Origin of the sequence: Burkholderia anthinoferrum, assembly GCF_002925705.1 — a bacterium.
In the GTDB taxonomy this organism is placed as follows: Bacteria; Pseudomonadota; Gammaproteobacteria; order Burkholderiales; family Burkholderiaceae; genus Burkholderia; species Burkholderia semiarida.
In genome coordinates this window covers 66,768-82,147 of sequence record NZ_LFZP01000071.1, presented here as the reverse complement: position 1 = coordinate 82,147, position 15,380 = coordinate 66,768, and the positions used below count along the sequence as shown (strand labels likewise).

Annotated in this window: 11 protein-coding genes and 1 pseudogene; 4 read left to right on the top strand and 8 right to left on the bottom strand. The window is 63.2% G+C overall.

Annotated features, from left to right (window positions below; translation table 11 throughout):
* Both C5F75_RS35185 and C5F75_RS35180 read right to left on the bottom strand, forming a co-directional pair.
* Window positions 1–298, bottom strand: a pseudogene (locus tag C5F75_RS35185) (efflux transporter periplasmic adaptor subunit); the annotation flags it as partial.
* 224 nt (window positions 299–522) lie between these two features.
* Complete coding sequence (locus C5F75_RS35180; RefSeq protein ID WP_059579561.1) at window positions 523–1,404, bottom strand: LysR family transcriptional regulator; 882 nt, start codon at window positions 1,402–1,404, stop codon at window positions 523–525.
* 594 nt (window positions 1,405–1,998) lie between these two features.
* Here C5F75_RS35180 and C5F75_RS35170 point away from each other — a divergent pair.
* Entirely contained in the window at window positions 1,999–2,979 is a 981-nt protein-coding gene (locus tag C5F75_RS35170; RefSeq protein ID WP_181035513.1) for an AraC family transcriptional regulator, read from the top strand.
* Window positions 2,980–3,048: 69 nt separating this feature from the next.
* Here the strand turns inward: C5F75_RS35170 and C5F75_RS35165 are convergent, their stop codons facing one another.
* Entirely contained in the window at window positions 3,049–3,999 is a 951-nt protein-coding gene (locus C5F75_RS35165) for a LysR family transcriptional regulator (RefSeq protein WP_059579558.1), read from the bottom strand.
* A 305-nt stretch (window positions 4,000–4,304) separates the two neighbouring features.
* Entirely contained in the window at window positions 4,305–5,603 is a 1,299-nt protein-coding gene (locus C5F75_RS35160; RefSeq protein ID WP_059579555.1) for an adenylosuccinate synthase, read from the bottom strand.
* A gap of 140 nt (window positions 5,604–5,743) precedes the next feature.
* Between C5F75_RS35160 and gcvA the strand changes: the two genes are divergently transcribed.
* The gene (gene gcvA, locus C5F75_RS35155; protein ID WP_059579552.1) at window positions 5,744–6,649 is read left to right on the top strand and encodes a transcriptional regulator GcvA; all 906 of its coding nucleotides are present in this window, start codon (window positions 5,744–5,746) and stop codon (window positions 6,647–6,649) included.
* A gap of 153 nt (window positions 6,650–6,802) precedes the next feature.
* Here gcvA and C5F75_RS35150 read toward each other — a convergent pair whose 3' ends face one another.
* A complete protein-coding gene (locus tag C5F75_RS35150) occupies window positions 6,803–7,117 on the bottom strand; it encodes a hypothetical protein (protein WP_059579550.1) in 315 nt (104 codons plus the stop codon).
* Between the two features lie 2,069 nt (window positions 7,118–9,186).
* Between C5F75_RS35150 and C5F75_RS36600 the strand changes: the two genes are divergently transcribed.
* Complete coding sequence (locus C5F75_RS36600) at window positions 9,187–9,420, top strand: hypothetical protein (RefSeq protein ID WP_124659385.1); 234 nt, start codon at window positions 9,187–9,189, stop codon at window positions 9,418–9,420.
* A gap of 127 nt (window positions 9,421–9,547) precedes the next feature.
* Window positions 9,548–10,864, top strand: coding sequence for a replication initiation protein (locus C5F75_RS35135; RefSeq protein WP_059579547.1), 1,317 nt, complete (start codon window positions 9,548–9,550; stop codon window positions 10,862–10,864).
* Between the two features lie 96 nt (window positions 10,865–10,960).
* On the opposite strand, the gene C5F75_RS35130 is transcribed toward C5F75_RS35135, so the two are convergent.
* From C5F75_RS35130 to C5F75_RS35120, 3 genes are all read right to left on the bottom strand, one after another.
* On the bottom strand, window positions 10,961–11,989 hold the full coding sequence (locus C5F75_RS35130; protein WP_059579544.1) for a ParB/RepB/Spo0J family partition protein: 1,029 nt from the start codon (window positions 11,987–11,989) through the stop codon (window positions 10,961–10,963).
* A complete protein-coding gene (locus C5F75_RS35125; protein WP_006497839.1) occupies window positions 11,982–12,677 on the bottom strand; it encodes a ParA family protein in 696 nt (231 codons plus the stop codon). Before C5F75_RS35125 ends, C5F75_RS35130 begins: the two co-directional genes overlap by 8 nt.
* A gap of 1,624 nt (window positions 12,678–14,301) precedes the next feature.
* Window positions 14,302–15,318 carry an AraC family transcriptional regulator gene (locus C5F75_RS35120; protein WP_104013460.1) on the bottom strand — a complete coding sequence of 339 codons (1,017 nt, stop codon included), beginning with the start codon at window positions 15,316–15,318 and terminating at the stop codon, window positions 14,302–14,304.
* Window positions 15,319–15,380 lie beyond the last annotated feature (62 nt).

The window sequence follows — 15,380 nt, the reverse complement described above, 5'->3', positions numbered from 1 at the left end:
CGATGTACGGCGCCGGATCGATCTTGTAGAGGCGCTGACCGGCCTTGACGTCGGTGCCTTCGGTGAATTCACGGCGCCGCACGATGCCGTCGACCCGCGCCCGCACTTGCGCGACGAGGAATGCGCTGGTGCGGCCCGGCAGTTCGGTCACGGCCGGCACGGCTTGCGGCTGGACGGTAACGACGCCGACTTCCGGTGTTTGCGGCGGCGGTGCCGATTCTTTTTTTCCGCAGGCAGCCAGGAAAACGGCAGCCGTTGCGGCAGTGATTAAGCGGTATGGAACCCGTTCGACGCGCATGGAGCGACCTCTCACAATTAGACGACCTTCAATGGGAATCATCAGATCTCCTCATGGCCCTGACGCGCGGCGGACCTGCAGCTTCCTGTCCGCCGCGGATGCGGACGCGTGTTGCGGGTGTGCGTTGCACCCTGCGGAGCGTTCGTGTGCCGAACTGCTTCCGAAAAAGAACGGCGAGCCCGCGCCTCCGGCGGGATCGCGTTGCCATGGATTCGGCCAGACCGCTAGCGCGCGGGTCGAAATGCGGCGCCGGCGAATTCGATGAACGCGCGCGCGGCAGCCGGCAGACGCGCGGCACGCGCATGCGCGAGCTTCAGCGTGACGGGCGCGAGCGGGTGGACCGGGGCCACGCGCACCAGTGTGCCGGCCGCCAGATCGGCATCGACGAGATACGCGGGCAGCACCGCCGCGCCCATGCCGGCGACGGCGAGTCGCCGCACCATCTCGAGATGGCCGACGCCCGTATTGCCGGGTGCTACACCGGATCGAATCCCGGCCGCGCGGTCGTCGTCGGCCGCCGCCCGCTCCAGCCGCACGGCCGCGATGTCCGGCCAGTCGCCCGACGCAGCCGCGCCGCCGTGCGCGGCGACGTAAGCCGGCGCCGCGACGCGCACGGATTCGTACGCAGCCAGCGTATGCAACGCGTGCGCGCCGGACACCGGCATGCCATCCGTCAGGAACGCGACGTCGATGTCCTCGGCGGTCAGGTCGACATGGGCATCGGTCAGCGTCACGGTCGGCCGCACGTCCGGAAACCGGTGCACGAAACGATCGAGCAACGCGCTCAACTGGCTGAGCCCGAACGCAACCGGTGCGGCCACGCGCAATACGCCTTCCGGCTTGCTGCCCATCGCGACGAAACGGCCGTCGATCTCGTCGATCGCACCGAGGATCCGCTCGACGCGCGCGAGATACAGCTCGCCGATTTCGGTCAGCGACTGATGGCTCGTGCTGCGTTGAAGCAAGCGCGCGCCGAGGCGCGTCTCGAGCGCTTCGACGAGCCGGCTCGCCATCGCCGTCGACACGCGCAAGCGCGTCGCCGCCCGACGAAACCCGCCTTCCCTTGCCACCGTCACGAATGCCCGAATCGATTGAAGTTGGTCCATTTCTCCGGATTCCCCTGCGCGCACGACTGCCCGTATACCTGCACCGGACGCCGCGCCGCGCGCCGGCCCGCATCGAGCCGGCCAATGCGGCGGCCCCGACGCCGGCTCATCCGGATCGGTCGGCCCGTGCGCGACAGGCGCGATCCGGCTTGCAACGGACGCAAACCGGCCTCGGCAAGCCCGATGCACGATCGTTCAATAGCAGTCCTGAGTCTTTCCCGGCGATTCGCCGCGGCGACGCACGCGACAAGGCCGGCGGCGACCGCGCATCACGCGCACGGTATTGCCCGCGCCATCCGGGCACGCTGAATCGCATTTCTTCAGCAGGTGCAATGGTAGGGAAACCGCCGGGAAATGGCTTGCCCGATCCTGCGATTGTTTTGCCTTAATTTCCGAATTTGTGCGCCGCACACCGTGCAACGGCGCGTGACGCATCCGTCGAGCATGCAGGTCCGGATGATCGGGCTAATTTCGGACAGGTTTAGGCAATCCTGCGCACGCAACTTCACAGTACGATTGATCGCCGTGCCAGCACCTCGACAGGGGACGGCAGCCGCGCATCGCATCGCCCACTCCGTCAACCGCTCATGCAACATGGAAATCGACGCCCGAACGCCACCGCAACCGCGCACGCCGCCGGATCATGATGGTTGGTCGCCAGCCCGGTCGCCCGCGGCCCGGCTCGCGGCGCTGATCGCCGCGTACGCGCCGCACGACGGCATGTTCGACCTCCCGCTGCGCGGCATGCGCATCGCGCGTGCTTGCGCGCCGCCGGCGCAGTGGAGCCACGGCGTGCACCACGCGTGCCTGAGCATCGTCGGGCAAGGCGCGAAGTCGATGCGGGTCGGCGACGATACCTACACGATCGACGCATCGCGGATGCTGGTCGCAACCGCCGACCTGCCCGTGACCGGACGTGTGACACGCGCGAACCCGGCCGAGCCGTTCCTTTACGTGCAGCTCGCACTCGATCCGCATCGCATCGCGGCGCTCACGCCGCGCGTGTTTCCGCGCGGGCTGCCGAAAGCCGTCGACTGCCGGGCACTCGCGACGCACGACGCGACGCCGGAAATCGTCGACGCCGTGGCCCGGCTGATGCACCTGATCGCGCAACCGGACGACCTCGATCTGCTCGCGCCGCTGATCGTCGACGAAATCCTGATCCGGCTGCTGCGCGGCCCGTCGGGCGCGCGCGTCGCGCAGATCGGCGACGCCGGTTCGACCACCCAGCGCATTTCGCGCGCCGTCGCCTGGATTCGCGACCATTACCTCGACCCGATGGCGGTCGACTCGCTCGCGCGGCAGGTGGGGATGAGCCCGTCGACGTTCCACCATCACTTTCGTGCGGTCACGTCGATGAGCCCGTTGCAATGCCAGAAGGTGCTGCGGCTGCAGGAAGCGCGCCATCTGATGTGCCTCGCGGCAATGGACGCGCGGCAGGCGTGCCGAAGTGTCGGCTACGTGAGCGCGTCGCAGTTCAGTCGCGAATACGCGCGGCTGTTCGGCGATGCGCCGGGCCGCGACGTCGCGAGGCTGCGCGGCGAAGCGGTGCCGCTGTCGCGCGTCATACCGTGAATGGATATCGCGTGCGAGGCGGCGCTTCGTCACCTGCTCGATCGTCGGGCGGCTGCGCCCTCGCGCGAATCAGGCATGACGGGACGCGCAGCAAGCATTCGATGCAGCCTCGTCGGCGGCCAGCATTTCGGGCACGCACTCCCGCAGGAAATCGACGAACGTGCGGATCTTCGCATCGAGATACTGACGCGACGCATACAGCGTGTAGACCGTCAGCTTCTGCAGCCGGTAGTCGGGCAGCACGCGAACCAGTGCGCCGCTCGCGAGCGCGGGCAGCGCCGCGGACATCGGCAGCGAGCCGATCCCGAGCCCCGCGCGCAGCGCGGCGCCGAGCGCATCGGCGATATTCACTTCGAAATCCGGTACCGGCAGCTCGAACGTTTCGCGGCCGTTCGGGCCGTCGAGATGCCAGCGGTCGCGCGGAAAGAGCGGCGTGACGAGCCGCAGGCACGCATGCCCGGCGAGATCGCTGACCGTGCGCGGCGTGCCGCGCGCCTTCAGGTAGGCAGGCGACGCGCACAGCACGCTGCCCACGTCACCGAGCCGCTGCGATACCAGCCCGGAATCGGGTAGCTCCGTCGTGCTCAACTGCAGCGACACGTCGTAGCCTTCGTCGATGATGTCGGGCACGTGCTGCGACAGCGTCAGCTCGACCGCGACGGACGGATAGCGCTCGCGGTAGCGCACGACCGCAGGCACCACGTAGGACTGGCCGAAACTCGTCGTCGCATGAACGCGCAGCCGTCCGGACGGCTTCGCCTGTGCATCGGCCGCCTCGGCTTCCGCTTCGTCGATATAGCCGAGGATGCGCTGGCAGCGGTCGAGATAGCGCTGCCCGGCGTCGGTCAGCGCGATGCGGCGCGTGCTGCGGTTGAGCAGGCGCGTGCGCAGATGCGTTTCGAGTTGCGCGACCGAGCGCGACGCGTAGGCCGTCGTGATGTCCAGACGCTGGGCCGCGCTCGTGAAGCTGCCCTCCTCCGCGACCCGGACGAAAATGCGCATCATCTGTAACGTGTCCATCGACCTGTTCCCGGGGATTGTCACGTCGCACCGCCGTGCAGCCACGGTGCCGACGGCGCCGGCACACGCCGGTCCGGCGCGAATTGTGCGGAACAGTACAGCAGCGTTGCAGGCGTGTCCAGTTCGTCGTAGGCGGCGTGATCCGGCTGCCGAATCGTGCTGCCGGGCGGCTCGCCGGACGGCATCGGGACCGTGCATACAGGCGTATCGGACGTACCGACGGGCCAACGGCATCGGCCGCCGAAAACGACCCGCAAACCGTCATGCCGCCAGCCGCTCGATTGACGCCGTTCGCATCTCGCGCGTTACGCAGCGCCCGCCGCATCGAACGGATTGCGCAACACGATCGTGTCGTCGCGCTCCGCGCCGGTCGTGATCATCGACACCGGCGCACCCGCCACGGCCTCGATGCGCGCGACGAAATCCCGCGCGGCCCGCGGCAGCGCCGCACGCTCGCGCACACCCTTCACGGAGCCTTGCCAGCCTTCGAACCGTTCGTAGAGCGGCTTCGCGCGCGACTGCGCATCGAGGCTCGCGGGCAGATGGTCGACGCGCGCGCCGCCGAATTCGTAACCGACGCACAGCTCGATCGATTCGAAACCGTCGAGCACGTCGAGCTTGGTGAGCGCCAGCGAATCGATGCCCGAAATCCTGACGGCCTGGCGCAGTTGCGCGGCGTCGAGCCATCCGCAGCGGCGCGGCCGGCCCGTGTTGACGCCGAACTCCTGTCCACGCGCGCGCAGCGTTTCGCCGGTGGCGTCGGTCAGCTCGGTGAGGAACGGGCCGCCGCCGACCCGCGTCGCATACGCCTTCGTGACACCCAGCACGTGGCCGAGCTTCGCCGCACCGAGCCCGGTGCCCGCCGCCGCGGCCGACGCCACGGTGCCCGACGACGTCACGAACGGATACGTGCCCCAGTCGATGTCCAGCATCACGGCCTGCGAACCCTCGAACAGAATGCGCTCGCCGCGGTCAGTCGCGTCGTTGAGGTCGGCCCAGACCGGACGCACGAACGGCAAGATCTTCGGTGCGAGCGCAACGAGTGTCGCCAGCATCGCGTCGCGATCGTACTCGTCGAGCCCCAGGCCGCGGAACCACGCGTTGTGATGATCGACCAGCACGTCGAGCCTGGCGGCGAGCCCGTGCGGTTCCGCGAGATCGCCGACGCGCAGCCCGCGACGCCCGACCTTGTCCTCGTAGGCCGGCCCGATTCCGCGCAACGTGGTGCCGATGGGTTCGCGGCGCAGCCGCTCCTGCGCCTGGTCGATCGCACGGTGAATCGGCAGCACCAGCGTCGCGTTCTCCGCGATCGACAGGTTCTCCGGCGTCACCGGCAGCCCGAGCGCGGCCATCCGCCCGATTTCCGCGAGCAGCGCTTCGGGGTCAAGCGCCACGCCGTTGCCGATCACGCCGCGCTTGCCGCGCACGATACCGCTCGGCAGCAGCGCGAGCTTGTACGTGTTGCCGTCCACGACGAGCGTGTGCCCCGCGTTGTGGCCGCCGTTGTAGCGTGCGACGAGATCGGCCTGTGCCGCCAGCCAGTCCACGACGCGCCCCTTGCCTTCGTCACCCCATTGGGCGCCCACGACCACCACGTTCGGCATGCTCCGCACTCCATGTGAGAAATTCAGACACTCGTTCGGCCGAATCGGCCGTTTGTGTGCCATATTGGCGCAGCAGGAACACACGATCAAACGATTAAACCTCAACCATCGTGTGAGTAAATATCACACGAAACGATGCAATGGCCCGACGACTCCCTCCGTTGAATTCGCTGCGCGCGTTCGAGGCCGCCGCGCGGCTCGGCACCTTCACCCAGGCTGCCGACGAGCTGTGCGTGACGCACGGCGCGATCAGCCGGCACGTGCAGCAACTTGAAGCGTGGCTCGGGCGGCCGCTGTTCGAACGCCACAACCGGCGCGTCGAACTGACTGCGTCCGGACGCGCGTACCTCGCCGAGGTCGGCGCATCGTTCGACCGGATCGCGCTCGCCACCGCGCAGCATTTCGGCCACGCGCAGCAGCGCGTGTTGCGCGTCAGCGCGCCTGCGACGTTCTCGCTGCGCTGGCTCGTCCCGAAGCTGTCGTCGTTCCAGGTCGCGCATCCGGCCATCGAGGTGCGGCTGTCGACGTCGAACGAGCCGATCGAAAAGTTGCGCGACAAGGTCGACCTGATCGTTCGCGGCGGCCCGCAGGCCGTCGACGGATACGTCGCGGAGGAATTCCTGTCCGAAGTCCGGCTGCCGGTGTGTGCACCGAAGCTGCTGGAGGGCCGGTCGCTGGATACGCCCGCCGATCTCGCCGGCTTCACACTGCTGCACGCGGCGACCTATCCGGGCATGTGGCCGGAATGGTTCGCGGCCGCCGGGCATCCGAATCTCGTCCCGCGGCACTCGCTCACGCTCGAGCATTTCTACCTGACGTTGCAAGGCGCGCTCGACGGGCTCGGCGTCGCGATGGGGCCGATCGCGCTCGTCGCCGACGACATCGCCGAAGGCCGGCTCGTGCAGCCGTTCAGCGAACCTGCGCTGCCGCCGTGGCGCTACTTCACGTATGTGGCGTCCGCGCGAGCGGATGACGACGCCGTACGCGCGTTCAAGGACTGGCTGAAGGTGGCGGGAAGCGCGACTGCGTCGGACGGGCAGGATTGATCGCACCCGCCCGCGGGGCGTGCATCGTCACGACATACAGGATTCCGAATTAAATGGAATAAACCTGCCGAACGTTCTTGCCTTCACGCATCGCGTGATCGCGATGCACGCGGCAAGCCGCGGATCGAACCGCGGCTTGCCGCCGAACGACGCTTACTGGCTTGCCGCACCTGCGGCCTTCTTCTCCGCGTTCTGCAGGTTCTGCGGATAGTTCGGATCGTTGGCCGCCGGCTTGTAGCCGGCGTCTTCGAGTTTCTTCAGTTCGGCGTTGTTCTTCGCACGCGCGGCCTTGCGCTCGGCTTTGCGTTTAGCCCTGGCCGCCTTGCGCGCTTCGCTCTTCGCTGCCTTCGCGTCCTGTGCAGCCGGCGCGCTGGCAGCATCGGTCTGCGCAAACGCAGGAACCGCCGAGCCGAACAGGAAAGCGGCTGCAGTAGCTGCCAACGTGAGTTTTCTGATCTGGATTCGCATCGCTGAACTCTCTTTTTTGATAACTATCACGGTTTGAAAGACCATCGAGATACCGCCCCCGCCCTGATCGATCGTCATGTCGCGATCAGGACCTGTGCATCATAACCGTGTCGCAAAAAATGTGGCGCGAACGTGACGACGGAATCGGGATACACGTATGGGAGACAACACGGTTTCCGCGGTCGGTGACGGGAGGAGTCGTATGCGATACGGCGCGACGCGCCGACGGCCGTTTCACCGGTGGTGATATCGATGCGCGCATGCGCGACGTGAAGATCGTCGTGCTTGCTCGATCACCGCAACAGCAGTCGATCCGTACGTCGCATCAGCGGGCGATGCGGCTCGAGCGGCGGTTTCTCCCATAAACGACCACGATTCGGTTCGTCGGCGATCGAGACGACTATGGTGCGTCGTTGCGGTGGGCGGTAATGGGTCCCGCACGCTTCGCGGCATCGTGATGCAGAAAGTACCTGTGGAGGCAAGACGCTTCGTCGATTGGCAGGTCTGACGGGAAAGGTGGGGTTGCGTGAACGGCGAAGACGTCGGTCCGACTGATTGCAGGAATGCACGGGAACCCGATATGAACGAGCAACGCTTGTCGGGTAAATGCGCGCATGGCGGTGGAGGCTTGTCCGTTCGGGCGACCGTGCGTGTCGACGCGTCGGGCGCAGCGCATGGATGCCGATCGTTTCTGATTGCTCCCATCAATGGTTCCTTATCTGCACGGAGCAGCGATCCGCACAGCCTGCTTATACCTGTGCTCCGCCCGATCGGTGAGCTTTTACGGGATTCCAGGTTCTTTGGAAGGTGAGCAGGTTCGGGAGCAGTGGGCCAATTCGATTGCGGTGAGCTTCGGCATCGATGAAGTGTTCACATTCGCTCGGGCGCTCTCGATGAATTCCGCCGAGATCGTCCCAGGCACGGGGAATCCGTGCGCGGCATTTTGGCGCCGGGCCCGAGTTCATGCCGTGGCACGAGTCTTTCCCTGCCTGTGACGGGTCCCGCACGGTGCCCGGCTCCAAAGGTAGAAAAACGGACGGGGCGCACGGAAGAAAAGCGGTCCGGCGCCGGTCCCTCCCGCACAGTCCACGGGCTAAATTTGGCGAGTGGCGTCCCATGCGCGCGACAAAAAACTTGTCCACGGACGAGGCAGCACGAGGACAAAAAACCACGCCCGTGGCGGTGCAGGATGATTTCGAACTGCTGTGGGGAAAGTGACGGCATCCGTTCCGGCGGTCCAGCGCAGATGGCGGGCTGCCACGGGACAGGTTTCGGGGTCCCATAAACGGGAACCTCTCTGCCGAATCCGAGGATTTCTTCCCATAAGTTTCTACGTTTCGCGGTTTGTGAGTGGGCGCTTACCTCCTCGGAATGCATTGTCAGGCCTGAAGCCTCCCAGAAACGGCGCCTTGAACAGGACCGAGCGGCGTGGACCGAGTGGTTGAAGGGCCTCGCGTCCCACAGACGGCTCCCATTGGTAGCGGTTTATGGGGTTCGTTTTTTTGTGCAAGCACACGTGTGTTTACATCTTTGGTAAACCACGTTTACTTCTTTAACTACTTTTAGACGGCTCACAGCCTTATCTGGCAAGGGTTTGAGCCGTGTTCGGTACCCATTTATGGGACCACAGGTGGAAGGGTTTGGGGTTTCAGGTCTGTGGATTTGGGGTTTGGGGTACCGCGTTGTGGGGAATCAGGGTTGTGGATATGGGGCGAACGTATCCGGTTATGGGAAATCGACCATCCATCTCGTTGGGTAGCCGTCTATGGGAACACGTGAAGGTAGCTTTTTATGGGGTTCTTTTCTCGGCCGGTAGTCGGATATGTGCACGGCGATTTCCTTCGGGTAGCCGGTTATGGGGAATCTCGAAGGTACCCGTTTATGGGAGCCCTTCGGAGTCAATTCGCTGTCTAGCGCCCGTCGGTTCCACGAAGCCTTCCCATAGACAGGACCAATACCGTACACAGGTTACCTTTTATGGGGAAACGGAATGGTTGCCATTTATGGGGGCGATTTCCACCTTCGGGACAAACAGCAAGACTATCGAGGATGCTGACAGGTACCCTCCTATGGGAATCGATGAAGGTAGCAAGCTATGGGAGAAAACAGCGGTGGTGCTGCGGGGCACCACGAATCCTCCCGACGATCTCGATTCCGCTCATTTGCCCCCATGGATGGCTACCTTCGCCGTGGCAAATCTTGTGCCGGGCTTGCCGGTGCCGACAGGAAAGGTAGCGGCTTTTGGGAGGAATTTTGATCAAAAGGTAGACGGATATGGGGCGCTGCGCAAGTCTATCAATTGAAATTTTTCCTTTGTTATCTGATGCTTAGGCGGGATAGTGAAAGTGATGCTGGAGCAAGGACGTTGCTCCGTCGCGCGAAAAGGTATAAAGTCCGCTTTCAATAAGGCAACCTTACCCGGACACCACGATGCCGCGCAAGCCCGCAAGCAAAGGCTCAGACAAACAGGTTTCGCTGTTTCAGACCCCCGAGCCACCCGACTTGCTGCGCAAGGCGGTCCAGGCGATTCATATCGCGCCGAAGTCGGGAAAGATCGGCCTGCAGCAGCGCAAGATGTTCAGCTCGCTGATCAAGAACGCGCTTCGGCAGGAGGCGTTCGAGCCGGGCCGGACGAGTTTCTCGATCTCGATCGCGTCGCTGTCGCACGAGAGCGGGCTGAACAGCAACAACACGAAGTACGTGAAGGACACGGTCAACTCGCTGATCAGCACCGTCGTCAACTGGGACTACCTGGCCGCGGACCGTTCGACGGTCTGGAAAGCGTCAGGCCTGCTCGCCGGCGCCGAACTCGAGCAATCGGTGCTGAAGTACAGCTTCTCCGACCAGATTCGCAGCGAACTGCTCAACCCCGAGATCTACGCGCTGATCGATATGCGGATCGCTCGCGAGTTCCGGCGGTCGCACTCGCTTGCGCTATGGGAAAACACGGTGCGCTACGAAGGGATCGGCATCACCGCGAAGATTCCTCTGCCGAAATTCCGTGACCTGATTCTCGGCCAGGACAAGGCGTCTCAGTCGTACAAGGAGTACAAGCTGTTCAAGAGCAAGGTGCTGGTGCCGTGCATTCAGGAGGTGAACGAAGTATCGGACCACACGCTCGAGCTGATCGAACACAAATCCGGCCGCAGCGTGGAAGCCGTGCAGTTCAAGGTAACGCGCAAGCAGAGCACCGATACGGTCGAAGAAGGCGACGTCAAGAATGAAGCGCTGGTCGAGGAAGTCGCGAAGTTCGGCATTCCGCGCTCGGAAGCGCGCCGGCTGATCACGCAATACGGCGTGCAGCGCATCAAGGCGGCGATCGCCTATACGCTCAATCGAACCACGAAGAAGAATGCGGCGCCGGTCGACAACGTCGCCGCGTATTTCCGCAAGGCGCTGACGCACGGTTACACGCTGGCCGACGGGCAGGGAACCGAAGCGGCCGCACCGGCGAAGGAATCCGCGCAGAGCAAGCAGGAACAGATTCGCGACAAGTATCTGGCGGCGAAGGTCGAGGAAGCCGGCGCGTATTTCCGCGAGCTGGAGATCGACGACCAGACCAAGCTGATCGAGCGTTACAACGAGACGGTGGCGGGTTCGAAGGACCTGACGCTGTCGCCGAAGAAGAAGGCGAGCAAGCTTGCGCAGACGAGCTTCTTCCGATGGCTGGCGCTCGATACGTGGGGCGAGCCTACCTCGGACGACCTGCTGGAATTCCTGCTGAAAAGCAGCCTCGCGGGCAACTGAACGAGGCCTCGCCATCGTGCGCGCCGTGCACCGGGCCGTGTTGCGGTCCGGCTTCGCGACGCAGCGCGCGGGGCGAGGCCTTTTGCCGGGGGCGCGTTACTTTGCCGTTGCCGCCAGCTCGGCGACGTACGCGTCGATGACGGTCTTGAGCTTGTCGGCGAGCGCTTCCTGGTGGGATGCGTCGACGCCCTTGAGCTGCAGATCGAGGCGCCCGTCCGGATAAGTCTTCAACTGGCCGATCGCGCGCGATTCGAGCGCAAAATCATGACGAACGCTGTAGCGCGTGCGGCCGGCCTTCTTGGCGCCGTCGCTCTGCGCACGCAGGAAATTCTCGAGATCGCGGACGGATTTCTTCCGTTCGATCACGGCCGTCAGCAGCCGGTCGGCCGTCGCCTCGCCCAGGCGTTCGAAGATCAGCTTCAGGAAGTACGCCGCCTGCAGGCCGACCACGTCGTTGGCACTGGCCATCCGCTCCAGCAGCGTGTTCGGCAGCGCGTTCAGCGACAGCGTCTTGCTGATCGACGCCTTGTCCTTGCCGATTTTCTCCGCCAGCGTGTTCTGGTCGGCAAAGACCTTCTCGTCGAGGAGACGTTTCCACGCGACCGCATCGTCGAAGATCGTCTGGCGTTCGTGGTCGTGGTTCGCCCGATACGCGATCGTATAGAGCTGCTCGGGCGTGTGATCCGTGCGGAACGTCGCATTGATCGTCTCGTCGCCGTTGATGCTCGTCGCGCGCAGCCGGCGTTGCCCGTCGATCACGACGAGCTTGCCGGGAAACTCGGGGAGCCGTGTGACCTTGATCGGCTCGATCTGCCCTTCCCGTTTCAACGTCAAGGCAAGCTCGTGCAGGCTCGATTCCGAGTAGAACACGCGCGGGTTGAACGGGTTCGGGATGCAGTCCTTCACCAGCACCTTCTGCGGCGCGCCCAGATCGGGCGTACCGGCGGGCGTGGTCGCGGCCGGGGTACCGGCGGGCGCGGCTTCGGCGACGGCAACCGGTGCGGCCGCCGGCTCGGGCAGCCGCGTTTCGAGCGCCGCATTTTCCTGCGCGAGTCCGCGCAACAGGCCGGCCGCCAGATGCAGGTTGCCGGTCGGCTTCTTGTCTTTCGAGGTGTCCTTAGCCATGGGCGGCTCCGGTAGCGCGCGTCGACGCGATGTATTGGGCCATCTCCGTGACCAGCTTTTCGATTTCCGCGCGGGCTTCCTTCAGGCCCTTCAGGTATCGATTGTGGTGATGGATCGTAGTGCCGAGCGCGAACGTCTGACGATAGACCTCGCGTTGCGCGATCTGGCTGTCGAGCAGATGCTCCCCTATTTCTTCTGCCCTTAAAATTTTTAAAATTTCTTCACGCATTTTAGTTTTTCCATTAACGCTATTCAGCATTAATGCGGAAGAAAGTTGAGGATTTCGAACGGCGCGCATCGACTCGATCATGCGGATCATCGCGACGGTGCTGTACAGATCGGCCGGTGACGGCGAAAGCGGCACCAGGCAGAAATCCGCCACTTCGAGGACGGAGGCGATACGAGGGTCTTCGAGGTTGCCGGGACAGTCGACGACGATCACGTCGAAGTTCGCGTCCTGCTTCTTGATCTCGCCGCCGATGCCGCGGCCGGCGGGAGCCAGCGAAAGCACCGTCATCGGCAGCGTGTTCTCGCCGCTCGTGACCCAACGGACGGAAGTGCCCTGAGGGTCGGCATCGATCAACGCAACCTTGTTGCCACCGGCTTCGAACGCAGCCGCGATGTTGACGGAGATGGTCGTCTTTCCCGTCCCACCTTTTTGATTACTGACGGCGATCTTGAAAGCCATTAAATTCCTCCAAGGAGTTTTGCGTAATATATGCAGTTATTTGCAGAATGTCCAGAAATGCGTTCAATATCACGAACGTTTTATTGATCGCTGTGGTTGTTACGTGACAAATAGGCCGAACGGCCAGGCGTTGCTAAACCATCGATTCGTAAAAAACACGCCATCACGGTTGCAAAAAAGAACGCCGAAGTGAAAAACTGGATTTTTCTTTGGCGCCATAACGAACCCGGTTGGGCGAAGGCCGGGTGCCTCATCGTGCTTTGGTTTCACTCGAAACTTGATACGACTTCGTGCCGTTGATAGACGCTGATCGGCGCGGTCGCGCGGGCATCGTCGTTGGCATCGCGAAAACAGCCGGTTGTCACGTGACAAGTCTCCGGATATCGACGCTTCCCGGAATGTACGGCGCGCGGAAGCCTTCGATGCGATTGCGACGTTGGCTGCGAAGAAATCACTTCAATAAATTTACAGAGGCGCCAGCCTGTGAGTACGTATGCTTATGTGGCAGAGGGACGAGTTGTCACGTGACAAACAGCGCCAAGCGGGCCCGCGGATACCTTGGCATCGTCAAGACCGTTGAAATGGGTCGATGCTACACGGCCTAAGAGACATATTGCTCGGGAAGACAGGCGTGGACGATAGCTTTCGGTTCGTCAACAGATCCGTGAATCGAAGGTGAGTTGTCACGTGACAACCGGAAGCAGAGCCCCGAAGTTTGAGCGACAGGAAACGGTGGGAAGTAAAGAGTCCCGTTGGCATTTCAACGGGACAGTTGGAGATGGCGAGTCCCGGATTTGATCCGCTGGCCGCCCGCTTCCATACGTCGCCCGTGTGCGCACGTACTGACGCAATACCGGCGAGCGACTGCTGAGGCGTACCCAGATATCGTAGCGAGGTTGATGTGTCCCCATTTATCAAGAGACATACAGCTTTGCATGGCCTCTCGTAGTCGCCGATAGGGCAGGGCGGGCTCCGAGGCATGCGTCCCACTGAAGGGCTCAACCCATCTGCAATTACCGGACGTATGCACCGCAATTGATGCCGAATCCATGCGTCGAATGCCTGTGCCGAATCCAAACGGGTCGGGTCGTGAAACATTCCCAGAAAATCGACGTCGGCTGGAAACCCTTATGTAGCAACGACTTGCGCTGCCTTCTTCACGTTGTTTCACGAAAAATGACCGCGTTGATCCCAGGAAATGGGGGCGCATACCTTTTTCGAGCGCCGATATCGAAAGTCGGGAGGATCGCTGTCCAATTTGTCATATATAACACGTAATTTGTAGTGTTTTATACGAATAAGGGCGAGCTATGCACCGTAGGTCCTCGCTATGCGGGCGAGTCCGCGCCTGCTGAGTCACGTGCCGCCCATTCGGCGCAAGGTACACCGACATTTTGCGTCAGTTGTCACGTGACAACGCATGTGTGGGGCGCCTATTTACGGAGTCACGGAGCATTACGAGAAGAAGCCGGCGTCGGAAATGTGCGGGAGGAGTCCCGAGCGTGGTCGGTGCAACGTAGTCTTCGGAACAGCGTGAGCCCCATCGACGTCGTATGCGAGAACCTAATCCCGCACGTTATGAATGCCGTCAAAGTCGGCACATATCGACCGCTACCCCTCGCGCTCAATAACTCGCGACGAGAGACAAAGCGACATCCGCTCTACCTCGCAGGCTGTCGATATCCCTACGGGGAGAATTACCGAACAGCCGACTATATTCGCGGTTGAATTGAGTCGGGCTCGCATACCCGACCCTGAATGCCGCCGACGCAGCGTCGAGCCGCTCCGCCAGCATCAGCCGGCGAGCCTCGTTGAGCCGTATCCATTTCTGATACTGCAGCGGACTCATGCCGGTGAGTTGACGGAAGTGGTGGTGGAAGGTCGAACTGCTCATCTGAACCTGTGCCGCGAGATCATCGACGCGCAACGACTCGTCATAGTGAGCACGCAACCACCGGATCGCGCGCGACACGCGGTTGCACTGGCTGCCGGTGGAGGCGATCTGGCGCAGGCGGGCGCCTTGGTCACTCGTCAACAGCCGATAGTAGATTTCCCGCTCGATGTACGGTGCGAGAACGGCAATGGCGTTCGGGTCGTCCAGCAGCGCGACTAATCGGTTGAGCGCGTCGTACAGCGGTTCAGTCATGTCGCCGACGACGAGTCCACGGCCTGCTGGTACATCGTCGTGAACCGGCGCGACCTGCATCATCAGATCGGCCATCACGCGGAAATCCAGCTTCAGGCCGAGCCCCAGAAACGGTTTGCCGGGGCTGGCCTCGATGATTTGCGTCGAACCGGGCAGATCGAGAGATGTAATCAGAAAGCGATCGGCGTCGTAAAGGTACGCATCCCCGCACTGCATGACCCGCTTCGCGCCCTGAACGACGAGGCCGAAGCTCGGCTCGACCATGCACTCCATCGGCTGCGTCGGCGCTTCCCGTCGATGAAAGCTCAGATTGGGAATGGCCGTGTTGAGATGATCGACACCATCGGTCCATCTCGCGACGCGCTCCGCGAGCATCTGTCGCAGTTCGTTCTCGCGGCCGCGGCCGGTTGAACGGTGGCTTGCCTGGTCGAGCGCCGCGATGGTGGCGGCGTCGTCTCGTTGGGCGGGCAGGTATCGGAGGGGTACCGGATGCATCTTCTCTATTGAGGTAATCGGGTCGACGGGCTGGCAGTCGACGTGCAGGGGCGGCTGGCAAC